The sequence below is a fragment of the Saccharopolyspora rosea genome (genome assembly GCF_025643595.1).
GTDB lineage: Bacteria > Actinomycetota > Actinomycetes > Mycobacteriales > Pseudonocardiaceae > Saccharopolyspora > Saccharopolyspora rosea.
In genome coordinates this window covers 5,532,435-5,550,254 of the sequence record NZ_CP102826.1, presented here as the reverse complement: position 1 = coordinate 5,550,254, position 17,820 = coordinate 5,532,435, and the positions used below count along the sequence as shown (strand labels likewise).

Here is a 17,820-nt window from a genome sequence, read left to right as displayed (position 1 = left end):
TCAACAGGTGGCGACAGAATGGATACCGGCGGACACGCCACGTGTCCACGAAGATCCCCGGATCGGTACAAAGCGGAGCGCCGTTGGTGGGCGATGCGCCAACCCGTTCGCTGAACAGCGACGACGCTTCCTTAGACTCCATAAGGTGACTCCCGCCGCGCTCGCTGAACTGGTACGCAACACCGCCTTCGAGGTGCTGTCCGCCCGCGGGCTGGACACTTCCGTACTGCCCGAGGTGGTGACCGTCGAGCGACCCCGCAACCCCGAGCACGGGGACTACGCGACCAACCTCGCCATGCAGGTCGCCAAGAAGGCCGGGGTGGCGCCGCGGGACCTCGCCGGGTGGCTGGCCGAAGCGCTGACCGGCCAGGACGCCGTCGCCTCCGCCGACGTCGCCGGACCGGGCTTCCTGAACCTGCGGCTGGCCGCCGACGCGCAGGCCCAGATCGTGCGCGAGGTGCTGGGCGCCGCCGACGCCTACGGCCGCGGCGACCTGTACCAGGGGCTGAAGGTCAACCTGGAGTTCGTCTCCGCCAACCCCACCGGCCCGATCCACCTGGGCGGCACCCGGTGGGCCGCGGTCGGCGACGCGCTGGGCCGCGTGCTGGCCGTGCAGGGCGCGGACGTGACCCGCGAGTACTACTTCAACGACGCGGGCGCGCAGATCGACCGGTTCGTGCGGTCGCTGATCGCTGCGGCGCAGGGCGAGCCGGCGCCGGAGGACGGCTACGGCGGTGACTACATCGCCGACATCGCCGCCCAGGTCGTCCAGGCCGAGCCGGGTGTGCTGGACAAGCCGGACGACGAGCGGCACGAGACGTTCCGCCGGGTCGGCGTCGGCCTGATGTTCGACGAGATCAAGCGCAGCCTGCACGAGTTCGGCACCGACTTCGACGTCTTCTTCCACGAGGACTCGCTGCACACCTCGGGCGCGGTCGCCCGGGCCGTCGAAGAGCTCAAGAAGTCCGGGCACGTCTACTTCGCCGACGGCGCGTGGTGGCTGCGCTCCACCGAGTTCGGCGACGACAAGGACCGGGTGCTGCTCAAGAGCGACGGCGCCCCCGCCTACATCGCCGGCGACGTGGCCTACCTGCGCGACAAGCGCAACCGCGGTTTCGACCTGTGCATCTACATGCTCGGCGCGGACCACCACGGCTACATCGCGCGGCTGAAGGCCGCCGCCGCCGCGTTCGGCGACGACCCGGACGTCGTCGAGGTCCTCATCGGACAGCTGGTGAACCTGGTGCGCGACGGCAAACCGGTCCGCATGAGCAAGCGCGCGGGCACCGTGGTCACGATGGAGGACCTGGTCGAAGCGGTCGGCGTGGACGCCGCCCGCTACTCGCTGATCCGGTCCTCAGTGGACACCGCGGTCGACATCGACCTGGACCTGATCAGCAAACGCACCAACGAGAATCCCGTCTTCTACGTCCAGTACGCGCACGCGCGGCTGTCGTCGTTGCAGCGCAACGCCGCGTCGCTGGGCATCGACCGGGGTTCGGTGACCGACGCGGACCTGTCGCTGCTCACCCACGAACGCGAGGGCGACCTGATCCGCACCCTCGGGGAATTCCCGCGGGTCACGCGGACGGCGGCGGAACTGCGCGAACCGCACCGCGTCGCCCGCTACCTGGAGGACGTCGCCAGCGCGTACCACAAGTTCTACGACGCGTGCCGGGTGCTGCAACCCGGCGACGACCAGGCGAGTCCGCTGACCATCGCCCGCCTGCACCTGTGCGAGGCGACCCGCCGGGTGCTCGCCAACGGGCTGGCCCTGCTCGGCGTCAGCGCACCGGAACAGATGTAGTACGAGCGGCCCGCGCCCGCGGGCCGTGCGAAGGAGCCGTAGCAATGCGCGCCCATCCCGCCGGTCCTCGGCACGCCGACGTCGTGCCGCCCGGCAACACCGCAGGCCCCGCCCCGTCGACCGCCGAGGAGCTCGGCGCGCTGCACCCCCAGGTGTGGCCGCGCAACAGCTCCCGCGGCGCCGACGGCACCGTCCGGCTCGCCGGTCTCGACGTCCGCGATCTCGCCCAGGAATACGGCACACCGCTGTTCGTCCTCGACGAGGACGACTTCCGGTCCCGCTGCCGGGACTACGCGTCCGCGTTCGGCGACCCGGCGGCCGTGCACTACGCCTCCAAGGCGTTCCTGTGCACCGAGGTCGCCCGCTGGGTCGCCGAGGAGGGCCTGAGCCTCGACGTGTGCAGCGGCGGCGAACTCGCCGTGGCGCTGCGCGGCGGGTTCCCGCCCGAGCGGATCACCTTCCACGGCAACAACAAGTCCTCGGCCGAACTGACCGCCGCGGTGCGCGCCGGGGTGGGGTCGGTGGTGCTGGACTCGTTCCACGAGATCGCGCGCCTGGACCACATCGCCGGTCAGCACGGCACCCGCCAGCGGGTGCTGGTGCGGGTGACCGTGGGTGTGGAGGCGCACACCCACGAGTTCATCGCGACCGCCCACGAGGACCAGAAGTTCGGGTTCTCGCTGGCCTCGGGCCAGGCCGCCGAGGCGGTGCGCCGGGTGGTCAAGGCCGACTCGCTGGAGCTGGTCGGCCTGCACAGCCACATCGGTTCGCAGATCTTCGACGTCGACGGTTTCGAACTGGCCGCGCACCGGGTGGTGCGGCTGCTGGCCGAGCTGCGCGCCGAACACGGCGCCGACGCGCTCTCCTCGCTGTCCACTGTGGATCTCGGTGGCGGGTTGGGCATCGCCTACACGCCGGACGAGGACCCGCTGCCAGCCGCCGAACTGGCCGGTCGGTTGCGCGACATCGTCGGCAAGGAGGCCGCCGACGCGGGCATCCCGGAACCGGCCATCGCCGTCGAGCCGGGCCGGGCCATCGTCGGGCCGGGTATGGTCACGGTCTACGAGGTCGGCACGATCAAGGACGTGGCGCTGGACGGCGGTGCGCGCCGCCGCTACGTCAGCGTCGACGGCGGCATGAGCGACAACATCCGCACCGCCCTCTACGACGCCGTCTACGACTGCCGCCTGGTGTCCCGCGCACCCGAGGCCGAGCCGGTGCTGTCCCGCATCGTGGGCAAGCACTGTGAATCCGGTGACGTAGTGGTGCGAGACTGCTGGCTCCCGGAGGACATTGCTCCGGGCGACCTGCTGGCGGTGGCCGCCACCGGCGCCTACTGCTACGTGATGGCCAGCAACTACAACCGCCTGCCCAAGCCGCCCGTGGTGGCGGTGCGCGACGGGCAGGCGCGGTTGCTGCTGCGCAGGGAGACCGAGGACGACCTGCTCCGGCTGGAGGTGTGAGTGATCGAGGACCGTGCACCGATCCGCGTCGCGCTGCTGGGCTGCGGCACCGTCGGGACCGAGGTGCTGCGACTGCTGCAGGACCAGCCGGAGGAGTTCGCGGCGCGAACCGGCGCGCCGGTGGAGGTGACCGGCGTGGCGGTGCGCCGCCCGCACAAACATCCCGCGGTGCCCCAGCACCTGATCACCACCGACGCCGCCGCGCTCGTCGACGGTGACGTGGACGTCGTCGTCGAGCTGATCGGCGGCATCGAACCCGCTCGCTCGCTGCTGCTGCGCGCACTGCGGGCGGGCAAGTCGGTGGTGACCGCGAACAAGGCGCTGCTGGCCGAGCACGGCTCGGAGCTGTACGCGGCGGCCGACGCCTCGGGCGCCGACATCTACTTCGAGGCCGCCGTGGCCGGGGCCATCCCGCTGCTGCGCCCGCTGCGCGAGTCGCTGGCCGGGGACCGGATCAACCGGGTCATGGGCATCGTCAACGGCACCACCAACTTCATCCTCTCGGCGATGGACTCGACCGGCGCCGGCTACGCCGAGACGCTGGACGAGGCCGGGCGGCTGGGCTACGCCGAGGCGGACCCGACCGCCGACGTGGACGGGTTCGACGCCGCCGCCAAGGCCGCGATCCTCGCGTCCCTGGCGTTCCACACCCGGGTCACCGCCAGCGACGTCCACCGGGAGGGCATCTCCCAGGTCACGCCGGGCGACATCGCCGCCGCGCAGGCCCTCGGGCGCACGGTCAAGCTGCTGGCGATCTGCGAGCGGGTGGTCGACGAGGACGGCACGGAGTCGGTCTCGGCCCGCGTGCACCCGGCGATGATCCCGCGCAGCCACCCGCTGGCCGGGGTCGGCGACGCGTTCAACGCGGTGTTCGTGGAGGCCGAGGCGGCCGGGCAGCTGATGTTCTACGGGCAGGGCGCCGGTGGCGCGCCGACGGCGAGCGCGGTGCTCGGCGACCTCGTCGCGGTCGCCCGTAACCTGGTGGTGGCGGGCAAGGGGCCGCGCGAGTCGGCGCACGCCCAGCTGCCGGTCCAGCCGATGGGCCGGACTCCGACCCGCTACCACATCAGCCTGGACGTGGCCGACAAGGCGGGCGTGCTCTCGCAGGTCGCGGCCACGTTCAACGAGCACGATGTGAGCATTTCGGTGGTGCGTCAACAGGGCCGCGGCGACGACGCCAGCCTGGTCGTGGTCACCCACACCGCGCCCGACGCCGCACTCAGGTCCACAGTGGACAAAATCGCGCAGCTCCCGGTGGTGCGCGAGGTGGTCAGCGTGATGCGCGTGGAAGGTGAACCGTCGTGACGTCGAACATCCAGGGTGCTCCGGTGCGTGCCGGATGGCCGGGCCTCATCGAGGCGTACCGGGACCGCATCGCGGTTCCGGAGGGGGCGCGCGTCGTCACCCTGCAGGAGGGCAACACGCCCCTGGTGCCCGCACACCACCTGTCCGAGCTGACCGGCTGCGAGGTCCACCTCAAGGTGGAGGGCGCCAACCCCACCGGGTCGTTCAAGGACCGGGGCATGACGGTGGCCATCACGCACGCGCTGGCCGCCGGCAGCAAGGCGGTGATCTGCGCGTCCACCGGCAACACCTCGGCCTCGGCCGCCGCCTACGCCGCCCGCGCCGGGCTGACCTCCGCGGTGCTGGTGCCGCAGGGCAAGATCGCGATGGGCAAGCTGGCCCAGGCCGTGGTGCACGGCGCCCGGATCCTGCAGGTGCAGGGCAACTTCGACGACTGCCTGGAGCTGGCCCGCAAGACCGCCGCCCAACACCCGGTGACGCTGGTCAACTCGGTGAACAAGGTCCGGCTGGAAGGTCAGAAGACCGCGGCGTTCGAGATCTGCGACGTGCTCGGCCGGGCGCCGGACGTGCACTGCCTGCCGGTCGGCAACGCGGGCAACATCACCGCCTACTGGAAGGGCTACCAGGAGTACGCCGCCGACGGCGTCGTCCCGGCCACCCCGCGGATGTTCGGCTTCCAGGCCGCCGGTGCGGCCCCGCTGGTGCACGGCGAGCCGGTGGCGGACCCGGAGACCGTGGCCACCGCCATCCGCGTCGGCAGCCCCGCCTCCTGGCAGGGCGCGGTGGCCGCCAAGGCCGAGTCGGACGGGCTGTTCGCGGCGGTCGGCGACGACGAGATCCTGGCCGCCTACCGGCTGCTGGCCTCCCGCGAAGGTGTGTTCGTCGAACCCGCCTCGGCCTCCAGCGTCGCCGGTCTGCTGGCCACCGCCGCGGACGGGCGGCTGCCCGCCGGGTCCCGGGTGGTGTGCACGGTGACCGGCCACGGCCTGAAGGACCCGGACACCGCGCTGTCCGGGATGCTTGAGGTCGAGCCGCTGCCGGTGGACCCGAACGCGGTGGCCACCGCCCTGGAGCTGACGTGACGGCACCACCGCGCTCGTCCGTCCGGGTCGCGGTCCCGGCGTCCACGGCGAACCTCGGTTCCGGGTTCGACGCGCTCGGCATGGCCCTGGCCCTGCACGACGAGGTGCACGTCGAGGTCGTCGACGGCGTGCCCGGTTCGGCGGCCGTCACCGTCGAGGGCCAGGGCGCGGGAGCGGTCCCCGCCGACGAGCACCACCTGGTGGTGCGGGTGATCGCCAAGGCGCTGTCCGAACTCGGCTACGCCGTTCCCGCGTTGCGGTTGCACTGCCGCAACGCGATCCCGCACTCGCGCGGACTCGGGTCCTCCGCGGCGGCCATCATCGCCGGTGTCGCCGCGGCCCACGCCCTGGGCGGGCTCGACCCGCGGGACGGCGAGAACGCCGACCGCGCGCTGCAACTCGCCGCCGAGTGGGAAGGCCACGCCGACAACGTCGCGGCCAGCCTGCACGGCGGACTGGTCATCGCCTGGAACGACGCGGGTCGTTTCCACGCCGCCGCGCTGCGGCCGCACCCCGACATCGCACCGATCGTCCTTGTCCCCCAAGAGGAGTCGGCCACGCACACCACGCGCGGCCTGCTGCCCGAACGGGTTCCGCACGCCGACGCGGCGTTCGCGGCCGGTCGCGCGGCGCTGGCGGTGCACGCGCTGACCCGCGACCCGGACCTGCTGATGGCCGCCACCGACGACAGGCTGCACCAGGACTACCGCGAACCCGCCTGGCCCGGCACCGTCGCCCTGGTCCGCGCGCTGCGGGCGGCCGGCGTGCCCGCGGCCGTGTCCGGCGCGGGACCGACCGTGCTGGCGCTGCCGCGCGGCGGCGAGCTGCCGTCCGGAATCCCGCTGAACGGGTTCACCGAACTGCGCCTTCCGGTGGACACCACCGGCGTGCGCACCACCGTCGACCACGCCTGACCGCACGCGCGGCCCCACCACCGCCCCACCGCCGAGGAGTGGTACAAAGGGAGGTGTCGGGGCCGTGCACAGCGGTCGTCGACGGCATGATCGTCGAGAGCGTGCCACGCTCCCGGGGGGTTGTTGCACCTGGATCGCAGGGCGTCTACCCTCAAGGTCAATCAGTCACCGCGCGCAGGGCGCCGGTGCCGTGTCCGGGACATCGATTCCCGGAACGCATCTCCCGCTGTGAATTGGCTCCGCCCGGCACGGGCGAAGATCAAGTTGGCGGGTACCCGATGGCGGTGACCGAGGCAGGAGTTGTCAACTCAATGCGGTTCGCTTCGGGAGAATCGGCCTGCGCATCGTTGCCGAAGTCGGGGTGGGGGCTCTAGGTTCCACGGTGTGGCCCCCAAGGTGACCATGGTGGGCGGACCGAGGTCCGGAGTTCAGGCTCCATCTGAGGCGACGATTCCTGGTCCACGGCGGCAGCAGGGCGCGCATCGGCGAGTGTGGATCGACACCACGACATGGCATCAGGGCAATCACGCGAGCCGGGTACCTCCCACCGCCCGGTGCTGCTGGTTCCCCGAGCCATCGCCGAAGCCGGTCATGCCGCGGGCGAGTGTGAAATCCGACCGGCACAAGGGCTGGTAGCACACACCGGCCGCCCGCACTCCAGAGCGGGCGGGCAATCCGCTGGGCCGCGTAGGAGGCGCGGTCCGGTCAGGAAGGACATTCGTGAGCAACACCGAACTGTTGAGCAGCGAGGCGGCCAACGGCACCTCTCCGGCTGGCCAGCAGGAATCCGGACGGTCGAACGCCGGGACGTCGGAGAGCAGCAACGGCACCCCGCGTCGCCGCGGTGGACTCTCCGGCATGGTTCTTGCCGAGCTGCGCCAACTCGCGGGGGAACTGGGGATCGAGACGGGTGGCCTGCGCAAGGGTGACCTGATCGCCGCCATCAAGGAGAAGCAGGGCGGCACCACGGCGCCGCGGTCCCGTTCGACCAAGAAGACCCAGGCTCCCGCGGAGGACGGCAAGGCCGGCGCGGGCAAGGCCCACCAGCCCGCGCTCGACGAGGCCGGCTCCACGTCGCAGGAGACCGACAGCGGTTCCGGGTCCAACGGCACCGCGCCCACCCGGGGTCGGTCCCGGCGGCAGCAGGCGGCCGAGACCCAGGGCGAGGACGACAACCGGCGCGGCGGCAGCCGCCGTCGGCGGTCCGGCGGTCGTTCCGGCGGTGGTGACCAGGGCTCCGGCCAGGACGAGCAGCAGCAGCGTCCGGCCGAGCAGCAGCGCACCGAGCGGCAGCCCGCCCAGGACAACCGCCAGCAGGGCGGCGGGCAGAGCAACCGCCAGGACGACGGCGAGGAGGAAGGCGGCCGCCGCGGCCGGGGCCGGCGGTTCCGGGACCGCCGCCGCAACCGGGGACGCGGCGACGGTGGCGAGCCCGAGGTCCGCGAGGACGACGTGCTCCTGCCGGTGGCCGGCATCCTCGACGTGCTGGAGAACTACGCGTTCGTGCGCACCTCCGGCTACCTCGCGGGGCCGAACGACGTCTACGTGTCGCTGTCGCTGGTCCGCAAGTACGGACTGCGCCGCGGTGACGCGATCAAGGGCGTCATCCGCCAGCCGCGGGAGGGCGAGCAGCAGCGGCAGAAGTTCAACCCGCTGGTGCGCGTCGACTCCATCAACGGCCTGGACCCGGAGGCGGCCCGCGGGCGCTCCGAGTTCCACAAGCTGACGCCGCTGTACCCGAACGAGCGGCTCCGGCTGGAGACCGAGCCGCAGAACCTGACCGGCCGGATCATCGACCTGGTGATGCCCGTCGGCAAGGGGCAGCGCGCGCTCATCGTCTCGCCGCCGAAGGCGGGCAAGACGATGGTGCTCCAGGCGATCGCCAACGCGATCACCACGAACAACCCCGAGTGCCACCTCATGGTCGTGCTCGCCGACGAGCGGCCCGAAGAGGTCACCGACATGCAGCGCTCGGTCAAGGGCGAGGTCATCGCCTCGACCTTCGACCGGCCGCCGTCGGACCACACCACGGTCGCCGAGCTGTCCATCGAACGGGCTAAGCGGCTCGTCGAGATGGGTCACGACGTGGTCGTCCTGCTGGACTCGATCACCCGTCTGGGACGCGCCTACAACCTGGCGGCCCCGGCGTCCGGGCGCATCCTGTCCGGTGGTGTGGACTCCACCGCGCTGTACCCGCCGAAGCGGTTCCTCGGCGCCGCCCGCAACATCGAGAACGGCGGCTCGCTGACCATCTTCGCGACGGCCCTGGTGGAGACCGGGTCCACGATGGACACGGTGATCTTCGAGGAGTTCAAGGGCACCGGCAACGCCGAGCTCAAGCTCGACCGCAAGCTCGCCGACAAGCGGCTGTTCCCGGCCGTGGACGTGGACTCCTCCAGCACCCGCAAGGACGAGATCCTGCTGTCCCCGGACGAGCTGGCCGTCACGCACAAGCTGCGCCGGGTGCTCGCCGCGCTCGACGCGCAGCAGGCGCTGGAACTCCTGCAGGACCGGCTGCGCAAGACGCGCACCAACATCGAGTTCCTGATGACGGTGGCCAAGAACACCCCGGGCAAGGACGACGACTGAGTCGCCGTCGCCCCGTGGCGAAGGCCCGCACCGGAAGTGGTGCGGGCCTTCGTCGTTCCCCCTCGCAGCCTGTCAGGGGCACTCGACCGGATCGCGGTGGCCGCGCACCAGCAGCAACGTCAGCAGTGCCAGTGCGACCACGCCGACGACCAGGGCGGCCGGCACCGGCAGGCGCACCCCGTCCGCGGTCAGCGCGCACGCCGCCAGCAGCAGCGGGTACGGGAACCGCAGGCCGCGGCGCTGCCAGCGGAACGTCCAGCGCACCTGGTCACCGCTGAGCAGGGTCAGCGCGGCGGCGAAGCCGAACAGCAGCGGCGCGGACACCGTGAGGTCCTGGTGCAGCACGTGCGCCCGCCCGACCACCAGGTCCAGCACCGCGGCGACGCCGACCGTGCTGCCGACGAAGAGCAGGGGAAGCGAGACCCACGACCGGACCGTGAGCCTGCCCAACACCGAACACAGCAGCACGACGTCACTATGCGAGCGATCAGGTGACGAGCGCATCACCCCGCGCGGGGTTCAGCGACAGACGGTCACGACTCTGCGACGGGCGGTGTGACCGGCGCGACGAGCGGTCGCCGGGAATACCGGGCGGACCCCCTGCGTTCCAGGTCAGCAGCCTTCGTCTGGCAGAATGCGAAGTTGGTTCCGGCTCCGGTTCACCCGTGCTCCGAGGCATGAGGAGGTCACGGGACCCGGCGGCCCAGAAGAGAGGACAAGGCCTTGAAGAGTGGTATTCACCCCGAGTACGTCGAGACCGAGGTGGTCTGCGGCTGCGGCAACACCTTCACCACCCGCAGCACCCGGACCAGCGGCCACATCACGGTCGAGATCTGCTCGAACTGCCACCCGTTCTACACGGGCAAGCAGAAGATCCTGGACACCGGCGGTCGCGTCGCCCGGTTCGAGGCCCGCTACGGCCGTCGTCCCAAGAGCGCCAAGAAGTAGCGACGCCGACGGCGCCCGTTCCGCGACCTCGCGGGGCGGGCGCCGTTGCCGTGTTCCCAGCCGTCCGCTCCCGGAGAGGGTCGCCAGTGCAGACATCGAAGCTCGAAGCGCTGCTCGACGAGTACGCCGAGCTGGAACGGCGGCTGGCCGACCCGGACGTGCACGCCGACCAGGCCAACGCGCGCAAGCTCGGCCGCCGCTACGCCGAACTGACCCCGGTCGTGCGGTGCGCGCGGGAACTCGACCAGACCCGTTCCGACCTGGTCACCGCGCGGGAGCTCGCCGAGGAGGACCCGGCGTTCGCCGAGGAGGCCGACCGGCTGGCCGAAGCGGTCGACGAACTGGACGACCGGCTCACCGAACTGCTGCTGCCGCGCGACCCGCACGACGGCTCCGACGTGGTGCTGGAGGTCAAGTCCGGGGAGGGCGGCGAGGAGTCCGCGCTGTTCGCGGGCGACCTGCTGCGGATGTACCTGCGGTTCGCCGAGCGGCAGGGGTGGCGGGCCGAGGTGCTCGACGCCACCGAGTCCGACCTCGGCGGCTACAAGGACGTGACGCTGTCGGTCAAGACCAAGGTGGGCGACACCGGGCTGGACGGGGTCTGGTCGAAGCTGAAGTTCGAAGGGGGCGTGCACCGCGTGCAGCGGGTGCCGGTGACCGAGTCGCAGGGCCGGGTGCACACCTCCGCGGCGGGCGTGCTGGTCTACCCCGAACCCGAGGAGGTCGAGGTCGACGTCGACGAGAAGGACCTGCGCATCGACGTCTACCGGTCCTCCGGCCCGGGCGGGCAGAGCGTGAACACCACCGACTCGGCGGTGCGCGTCACCCACCTGCCGACCGGGATCGTGGTGTCCTGCCAGAACGAGAAGTCGCAGCTGCAGAACAAGCAGCGCGCCATCCTCGTTCTCAAGGCCCGGTTGCAGGCGCTGGCCGAGGAGGAGGCCGAGCGGGAGGCGGCCGAAACCCGGCGCAGCCAGGTCCGCACCGTGGACCGCTCGGAACGCGTGCGCACCTACAACTTCCCGGAGAACCGCATCTCCGACCACCGCGTCAACTACAAGGCCTACAACCTGGACCAGGTCCTCGACGGCGACCTCGACGCGGTGCTCGACGCGCTCATCGCCGCCGACCGCCAGGAGCGGTTGGCCGCCACTTCCTGATCGGCGCTCTAAGCTGGCGAACGTGATCCGACAGCCCCTTCGGCTGGCCATTCTCGAAGCGGAACGCATGCTGTCCGCGGCCGGGGTGGCGAGCCCGCGCACCGACGCCGAACTGCTCGCCGCGCACCTGCTCGGCGTCGAGCGCACCAAGCTGATGATGGTGCCGCTGGTGGACCCGCCGGTGGTGCGGGCGCTGCACGAGCTGGTGCGCAAGCGCGCGGCGCGGATCCCGTTGCAGCACATCACCGGCAACGCGGCCCTGGGGGACGTGACATTGGAGGTGGGGCCCGGCGTTTTCGTGCCGCGCCCGGAGACCGAACTGCTGCTCGCCTGGGGCCTGGCGACGCTCGAAGATGTCGAGCGGCCCGTGGTCGTCGACCTGTGCACGGGTTCGGGCGCGCTGGCGCTGGCCGTGGCCAACGCGCGTCCGGACGCGCAGGTGCACGCCGTCGAGAAGGACCCGGGCGCGTTGACGTGGGCGCGGCGCAACGCCGACCGGCAGGCCGAGGCCGGTGACAACCCGATCCGGCTGTACTCCGGTGACGTCACCGACCCGATGCTGCTCATGGAGCTGGAGGGGCTGGTCGACCTGGTGTTGTGCAATCCGCCGTACGTGCCGGAGGGGACGCCGGTGCCTCCGGAGGTCGGCGAGCACGACCCGCACGACGCGGTGTTCGGCGGGCGGGACGGGCTGGACGTCGTGCGCCACGTCATCGGCTGCGCGGCCCGGCTGCTGCGGCCCGGCGGCGGGGTGGCCATCGAGCACGACGACACGCACGGCGGCTCGGTCCCCGCGCTGCTGTCCGCGCGACGGGTGCTGTGCGACGTGCGGGACCACACCGACCTGGCCGGGCGGCCCCGCTTCGCGACCGCGCGGCGCACGGAGCCCGCGGACGGGTCCACAGCGGACCCGTCCACTTCGGTCAGTGCTGGGAGTTGACGAATTCCCGCAGCAGCGCGTTGAATTCGTTCGGCTTCTCCCGGTTCGGCCAGTGCCCGGCTCCGGCGATGGTGCGCAGCGTGGCACCGGGGATCGCTGCGGCCGCGTCGTGCGCGGAGGCCACCGGCACGATCGCGTCCTTCTCGCCGTGGATCAGCGTGGTCGGGCAGCGGATCTGACCGAGGTGCGGCAGGTGGTTGATGCGCATCGACCGCCGGTCGACGGCGTCGCCGTGCCAGTCGGCGAACACCGAGCCGCGGGCGCGGGCCTCGGCGATGACCTCCTCGACCACCGAGTTCAGGTCCGGCACCGGTTGGTCACCGGCGAAGAACCACCGGTTCAGCACCTTCCGGGCGATCGCGCGGTTGGCCAGCAGCTTCGCCGCCAGCGGGCCGGGGAACCGCAGCCGCAGCGCGCAGTAGGTGGCCAGGTGGTGCGGCAGCCTCGGCTGCACGCCGAGCGCGTCGACCAGCACGAGCCCGCGCACCCGCTGCGGGTGCCGCAGCGTGAATCCGGCGGCGATGCTCGCGCCCATCGACAGCCCCACCAGGGCCGCGTCCGGCACCCGCCACGCGTCGAGCAGCCAGCGCAGCACCTCCTCGAAGGTGCGTTGGTTGGCCTTGCCGCGCCACGGCATGCTGCCGCCCTGGCCCGGCAGGTCGGGGGCGAACACCCGGTGGTCGGCCGCGAGCACCCCGACGGCGTGCCGCCAGCTCAGCATCGCGTTGTCCGGGCCACCGCCGTGCAGCAGGACGATCGCGGGGCCGGACGACCCGGCCCGGTGGTAGCGGATCTTCCCGGCGGGGAACTCGATGTGTTCGACCTCGACACCCTCGGGCGGGGCGGTCATGTCACTCCTCTTGTTCGTCGGTTCGTCACGTGCCGTGTTCTCCGGCACACTTGTCCGATCTTGCCCGAGCGGGCGGACGTTACCGAGCGGAATGCTCCCCGATGGTGATCCAGTGCACCACCTGAACGGGTTTCGGCCGGGCGTGTCAGGATCGGGTTGTGAGCACCGTCTTCGACTGCAGTCGCCCGGACGGCCGAGAGTCCGGTCTCGCCGCCGCGGCCAACACGGTTCGTGCCGGTGGGCTCGTCGTGCTGCCCACCGACACCGTCTACGGGATCGGCGCCGACGCCTTCGACTCCAACGCGGTGGCCGCGCTGCTGGCCGCCAAGGGGCGAGGACCGGACATGCCGGTGCCCGTCCTCGTCGGTTCCTGGTCCACAGTGGATGGTCTGGTGATGTCCGTGCCGCAGCAGGCGCGGGCGCTCATCGAGGCGTTCTGGCCGGGTGGGCTGTCCATCATCCTGCCGCAGGCACCATCGCTGTCCTGGAACCTCGGCAACACCCGGGGCACCGTCAACCTGCGGATGCCACTGCACCCGGTCGCCCTCGACCTGCTCCGCGAGGTCGGCCCGATGGCCGTCTCCAGCGCCAACCGCACGGGGCAGCCGCCCGCCTCCACCGCCGCCGAAGCGCGCGACCAGCTCGGCGACTCGGTGTCGGTCTACCTCGACGGCGGCCCGTCCGGCGAGCCGGTGCCCTCGACCATCGTCGACCTCACCGGCGGCACCCCGCGGGTCCTGCGCCTCGGCGCGATCTCCGCCGAGGAGCTCTCCGAGGTCCTCGGCGTGCCGGTCGAGCCCGCGTCGTGAGGCCGTGCGCCCCGCCGGTCGGCCGGGCGGGGCAAGGGAACCTTCCTGTCAGATCTGACAGGAAAGTTCCCTTGCTCCACCGGCCCGCGCCGTCCTCGGCCCGGGTCGGCGGGTCCTGTGTGGATGAAGGGAACCTTTCTGCCACATGTGACAGGGAAGTTCCCTTGCTGCCGCCCCGCCGTCGGCGGTGGGGCGGCAACGGAGCCCCGGGACACTCCCGGGGGACGCGTGTCGATAGCGTTAGTGGTCGGATTCGCAACGTGGACAGCGACGAGGAGCGCCGAGCTTGAACACGCCGTTCTGGGGGCTGGACAGCGATTTCCCGCGGGCCGAAGTTCCGCGGGGGTGACCCACCGGCATGGACGACACACCCTCCTGGGCCCCCGCGGGTCTTCCCGCTCGGGAATACCTGCTCGTCCTGTTCACCGCCGCGGCGGTGACGTTCCTGCTGACCGGTCTGATCCGGCTGGTGGCGATCAGGGTGGGCGCGGTCGCCTACCCGCGGCGCCGGGACGTGCACGTGGCGCCGATCCCGCGGATGGGCGGCGTGGCGATGTACGGCGGGGTGCTGGCCGCCATGTTCCTGGCGAAGAACCTGCCGGCGTTGTCGCGCGGGTTCGACTACTCCAACGACGCGCGCGCGGTGGTCGTCGCGGGCGGGCTCATCGTGGTGGTCGGGGCGCTGGACGACCGGTTCGAGATGGACTCGTTGACCAAGCTCGCCGGGCAGGTGACCGCGGCCGGGATCATGGTCCTGTTCGGCGTGCAGTGGTTCATGTTCTGGGTGCCGTGGGGCGGCACCGACGGCAAGGTCGGCACGCTGATGGTGCTGGGCAGCAACCAGGGGCAGCTGCTGACCGTGCTGCTCATCGTGGCGATGGTCAACGCGATGAACTTCGTCGACGGGCTGGACGGGCTGGCCTCCGGGATCGGTCTCATCGCGGCCAGCGCCACCTGCCTGTTCTGCCTGGGGTTGCTGGACCGGCACGACGGTGACGTGACCGCCTACCCGCCTGCGCTGATCGCGGCCACCATCGCCGGGGCGTGCCTGGGCTTCCTGCCGCACAACTTCCAGCCGGCGCGGATCTTCATGGGCGACTCCGGATCGATGCTGATCGGTCTGATGCTGGCGTCCGCGAGCACCAGCGCGTCCGGCAAGATGGACTACACCGGGCCGAACCCGACCGACACGATCGCGCTGCTGTCGCCGCTGCTGGTGGTCGCGGCGGTGCTGTTCGTCCCGCTGCTGGACCTGATCATGGCTGTGGTGCGCCGCACCCGGGCGGGCAAGAGCCCGTTCCACGCGGACAAGATGCACCTGCACCACCGGCTGTTGGAGATCGGCCATTCGCAGCGTCGTGCGGTGCTGCTCATCTACCTGTGGGCCGCGGTCATCGCGTTCGGCGCGGTGTCGTTGACCCTGTTCAACGCGGTCGTGGTGGCCTGGGTCGTGGGCTTGGGGGTGCTGGTGGCGGCTATCATTTCGCTGATACCGCGCATGCGGACCCGAGCCGATCGAGAGACGTGATGAGCGAAGCAACCGAGCAGCCCCAGGGCGGCGCGGCCGCCGAGGAACCGGTGAACCCGCACGCCGAAACGGTCCGCCGGCTGGCGCGCGCCATGTTCCGCACCGCGGTGTGGCCCGCCGCGGCGACCGTCGTGCTCGGCGTGGTCGTGGCGACCCTGGTGGTCGGGATGACCGGCCTGGTCGGGGCGCTGATCGGCGGCGCGGTGGCGTTCGCGTCGTCGCTGGTGACGCTGTGGCTGATGCGGACCACCGGGGGGATGAACCCGGCGTTCGTCATGGTCGCCGCGTTGGGCGGCTACGTCGGCAAGATGCTGGTGCTGCTCGTGGTGATGACCCTGCTGGGCGGGATCGCGGCGATCCACCGCGAGTCGCTGGCGTTCACCATGCTCGCCACCGTGCTCGTCTGGGCGGGCGCCGAGGTGGTGGCGTTCAAGAAGACCCGTATCCCCACCGTGGTCCCGGGCAGTTGATGTCACTCTGTCGGGTGTGTCCGAAATCAAGTGGACCAGCCTTCGGGGGTTAGGTTTACCCGCTGGTATGGTCCAGCCGTAACTTCCGCCTTCTCCGCACGAGCGCTGGGCAAACGGGATCTTCGGAACTCCCGGCCCGGGCCGCGGGGAGGGCCCCTCCGCGTGCCAGATCACGTATCGGGTACGTTAAGTGCAAAACGTGACGATTCCCCCGGTGGAGTTAAGTCGGCCGGGAGAACCGGAAGGAGCCCAGTTGGGCGCGCTGATGCTGGCTGAAGGCGGCACGTTCCAACCGCCCGGTGCCGATAGCTTTGTTTTCCCGCCCATCTTCGGCGGAGTCACCAAGCCGATGGTGCTCGTCGTGCTGTCGGCCGTCATCGTTGCCGCGTACTTCGTGATCGCGACTCGCAAGATGAAGCTGGTCCCGGGGAAGGGCCAGTTCGTGGCGGAGTACCTGTACGAGTTCAGCCGGAACAAGATCGCGCGCGAGCAGATCGGGGCCCAGGAGTTCCGCCCCTTCGTGCCGCTGATCTTCGCCATGTTCACCTTCATCCTGGTGAACAACATCTTCGGCGTGATCCCGTTCATCCAGTTCCCCACGATGTCGCGGATCGGCTTCCCGATCGCGTTGTTCCTCGTGGCGTACGTGGTGATCCACACCGTCGGCTTCCGGCGGCACGGCTTCTTCGGGTACTTCAAGCACGTCATGTTCCCGCCCGGCGTGCCGAAGCCGATCTACGTCCTGCTCGCGCCGATCGAGTTCTTCCAGAAGTTCGTCGCGCAGCCGGTCGCACTGGCGATCCGGGTGTTCGCCGCGATGTTCGCGGGGCACCTGATCCTGCTGGTGTTCACGATGGGCGGGGAGTACCTGCTCATGGAGGCGAGCACGGCGTTCAAGCCGATCTCGGTCGTCTCGGTCGCCTTCGCCATTGCCTTGACGTTCGTCGAAGCCTTGATCCAGGTGCTGCAGGCCTACATCTTCGCGCTGCTGACCGCCAACTTCATCGGTGCAGCGCTGGCCGAGGAGCACTGAGAGAAAGACCAAGACCTCCGATCCGCGCAGAATGCGGACCGAGTGAAAGGTAGTGAAAGTGAGCAACATCGTTCTTGCGCAGGCCGCCGAAGCCGCGGGCAACATCAACCCCGGTCTTGCCGCGATCGGCTACGGCCTGGGCGCCATCGGCCCGGGTGTCGGCGTCGGCCTGATCTGGGCCGCGGTCATCAACGGCACCGCGCGCCAGCCGGAGGCCCAGGGCCAGCTGCAGGGCATCGCCTGGATCTCCTTCGTTCTGGTCGAGGTGCTGGCGCTGATCGGTCTGGTCGTCTACTTCATCGCGTCCGCCGCCTGATATCGGCCCAACGCGTAGGGAGACGTTGTGGTGAAGACGCAGATGCTGTTGGCGGCATCGGAGAACCCGATCGTCCCGAACCCGGCGGAGATCATCGTCGGTCTGATCGCCTTCCTGCTGCTGCTGTTCGTGCTCTGGAAGTTCGCGGTCCCGCGCTTCGAGAAGGTCTACGCGGAGCGCAGCGAGCGGATCGAGGGCGGCATCGCCAAGGCCGAGGCGGCTCAGGCCGAGGCCCAGCGGACGCTGGAGCAGTACAAGGCGCAACTGGCCGAGGCCCGTGCCGAGGCCGCCCGCATCCGCGACGACGCCCGCGCCGAGGGGCAGCAGATCCTGGAGGAGATGCGCGCCCAGGCGCAGGCCGAGTCCGAGCGGATCGTCAGCCAGGGCCAGTCCCAGCTGGCGGCCCAGCGGGCGCAGATCGTCGCCGAGCTGCGCGCCGACCTCGGTCGGCACGCGGTCGACCTGGCCAGCCGGGTGGTCGGCGAGTCCCTGGAGGACGAGGCCCGTCGTCGCGGCACCGTCGACCGGTTCCTCGACGAACTGGAAGCCACGGCGGCCCCGGCGTCGGAATCGGCCAGGTCCTGATCGAGTGAAAGGCGCTGAGAG

17 protein-coding genes are annotated in these 17,820 nt (G+C 71.0%); 15 read left to right on the top strand and 2 right to left on the bottom strand.

The genetic code is table 11. The features are described from left to right. Positions 1 to 145: 145 nt before the first annotated feature. The 6 genes from argS to rho all read left to right on the top strand — a co-directional run bounded on the left by argS (position 146) and on the right by rho (position 9,160). Positions 146 to 1,807 carry an arginine--tRNA ligase gene (argS, locus tag NV263_RS25730; protein WP_263249201.1) on the top strand — a complete coding sequence of 554 codons (1,662 nt, stop codon included), beginning with the start codon at positions 146 to 148 and terminating at the stop codon, positions 1,805 to 1,807. A 44-nt stretch (positions 1,808 to 1,851) separates the two neighbouring features. Further along, complete coding sequence (gene lysA, locus NV263_RS25725) at positions 1,852 to 3,270, top strand: diaminopimelate decarboxylase (protein ID WP_263249200.1); 1,419 nt, start codon at positions 1,852 to 1,854, stop codon at positions 3,268 to 3,270. Next, positions 3,271 to 4,575, top strand: a complete 1,305-nt coding sequence (locus NV263_RS25720) for a homoserine dehydrogenase (RefSeq protein ID WP_263249199.1) — start codon at positions 3,271 to 3,273, stop codon at positions 4,573 to 4,575. After that, complete coding sequence (thrC, locus tag NV263_RS25715) at positions 4,572 to 5,657, top strand: threonine synthase (protein WP_263249198.1); 1,086 nt, start codon at positions 4,572 to 4,574, stop codon at positions 5,655 to 5,657. Before NV263_RS25720 ends, thrC begins: the two co-directional genes overlap by 4 nt. Then, a complete protein-coding gene (thrB, locus tag NV263_RS25710) occupies positions 5,654 to 6,571 on the top strand; it encodes a homoserine kinase (protein WP_263249197.1) in 918 nt (305 codons plus the stop codon). The genes thrC and thrB overlap by 4 nt, the downstream gene beginning before the upstream one ends. A 720-nt stretch (positions 6,572 to 7,291) precedes the next feature. Beyond that, positions 7,292 to 9,160, top strand: a complete 1,869-nt coding sequence (gene rho / locus NV263_RS25705; protein ID WP_263249196.1) for a transcription termination factor Rho — start codon at positions 7,292 to 7,294, stop codon at positions 9,158 to 9,160. 72 nt (positions 9,161 to 9,232) lie between these two features. On the opposite strand, the gene NV263_RS25700 is transcribed toward rho, so the two are convergent. After that, a complete protein-coding gene (locus NV263_RS25700) occupies positions 9,233 to 9,628 on the bottom strand; it encodes a hypothetical protein (protein WP_263249195.1) in 396 nt (131 codons plus the stop codon). 255 nt (positions 9,629 to 9,883) lie between these two features. On the opposite strand from NV263_RS25700, the gene rpmE reads away from it, so the two are divergent. From rpmE to prmC, 3 genes are all read left to right on the top strand, one after another. Further along, complete coding sequence (gene rpmE, locus NV263_RS25695; RefSeq protein WP_263249194.1) at positions 9,884 to 10,108, top strand: 50S ribosomal protein L31; 225 nt, start codon at positions 9,884 to 9,886, stop codon at positions 10,106 to 10,108. An 86-nt stretch (positions 10,109 to 10,194) separates the two neighbouring features. Further along, positions 10,195 to 11,268, top strand: coding sequence for a peptide chain release factor 1 (prfA, locus tag NV263_RS25690; protein ID WP_263249193.1), 1,074 nt, complete (start codon positions 10,195 to 10,197; stop codon positions 11,266 to 11,268). 22 nt (positions 11,269 to 11,290) lie between these two features. Then, positions 11,291 to 12,208, top strand: coding sequence for a peptide chain release factor N(5)-glutamine methyltransferase (gene prmC, locus NV263_RS25685; protein ID WP_263249192.1), 918 nt, complete (start codon positions 11,291 to 11,293; stop codon positions 12,206 to 12,208). Here the strand turns inward: prmC and NV263_RS25680 are convergent. Beyond that, on the bottom strand, positions 12,192 to 13,058 hold the full coding sequence (locus tag NV263_RS25680; protein WP_263249191.1) for an alpha/beta fold hydrolase: 867 nt from the start codon (positions 13,056 to 13,058) through the stop codon (positions 12,192 to 12,194). The two genes, prmC and NV263_RS25680, sit on opposite strands and share 17 nt — an antisense overlap. 158 nt (positions 13,059 to 13,216) lie before the next feature. On the opposite strand from NV263_RS25680, the gene NV263_RS25675 reads away from it, so the two are divergent. From NV263_RS25675 to NV263_RS25650, 6 genes are all read left to right on the top strand, one after another. After that, the gene (locus tag NV263_RS25675) at positions 13,217 to 13,867 is read left to right on the top strand and encodes an L-threonylcarbamoyladenylate synthase (protein ID WP_263249190.1); all 651 of its coding nucleotides are present in this window, start codon (positions 13,217 to 13,219) and stop codon (positions 13,865 to 13,867) included. Positions 13,868 to 14,225: 358 nt separating this feature from the next. Beyond that, positions 14,226 to 15,395 (top strand): glycosyltransferase family 4 protein, encoded by a 1,170-nt coding sequence (locus tag NV263_RS25670; RefSeq protein WP_263249189.1) that lies wholly within the window; start codon positions 14,226 to 14,228, stop codon positions 15,393 to 15,395. Beyond that, positions 15,395 to 15,865 carry a hypothetical protein gene (locus NV263_RS25665; RefSeq protein WP_263249188.1) on the top strand — a complete coding sequence of 157 codons (471 nt, stop codon included), beginning with the start codon at positions 15,395 to 15,397 and terminating at the stop codon, positions 15,863 to 15,865. The genes NV263_RS25670 and NV263_RS25665 overlap by 1 nt, the downstream gene beginning before the upstream one ends. Before the next feature lie 253 nt (positions 15,866 to 16,118). Beyond that, positions 16,119 to 16,898, top strand: a complete 780-nt coding sequence (gene atpB, locus NV263_RS25660; protein WP_263254370.1) for a F0F1 ATP synthase subunit A — start codon at positions 16,119 to 16,121, stop codon at positions 16,896 to 16,898. 58 nt (positions 16,899 to 16,956) lie between these two features. Continuing rightward, complete coding sequence (locus NV263_RS25655) at positions 16,957 to 17,214, top strand: ATP synthase subunit c family protein (RefSeq protein ID WP_317630367.1); 258 nt, start codon at positions 16,957 to 16,959, stop codon at positions 17,212 to 17,214. A gap of 42 nt (positions 17,215 to 17,256) precedes the next feature. Then, positions 17,257 to 17,799, top strand: a complete 543-nt coding sequence (locus NV263_RS25650; RefSeq protein ID WP_263254368.1) for a F0F1 ATP synthase subunit B — start codon at positions 17,257 to 17,259, stop codon at positions 17,797 to 17,799. Positions 17,800 to 17,820 lie beyond the last annotated feature (21 nt).

Excerpts from the sequence above, each read along its gene's own strand:
- NV263_RS25650 (WP_263254368.1), top strand. The coding sequence starts at position 17,257 with ATGCTGTTGGCGGCATCGGAGAACCCGATCGTCCCGAACCCGGCGGAG.
- NV263_RS25670 (WP_263249189.1), top strand. The coding sequence starts at position 14,226 with ATGGACGACACACCCTCCTGGGCCCCCGCGGGTCTTCCCGCTCGGGAA.
- NV263_RS25680 (WP_263249191.1), bottom strand. The coding sequence starts at position 13,058 with ATGACCGCCCCGCCCGAGGGTGTCGAGGTCGAACACATCGAGTTCCCC.
- lysA (WP_263249200.1), top strand. The coding sequence starts at position 1,852 with ATGCGCGCCCATCCCGCCGGTCCTCGGCACGCCGACGTCGTGCCGCCC.
- NV263_RS25665 (WP_263249188.1), top strand. The coding sequence starts at position 15,395 with ATGAGCGAAGCAACCGAGCAGCCCCAGGGCGGCGCGGCCGCCGAGGAA.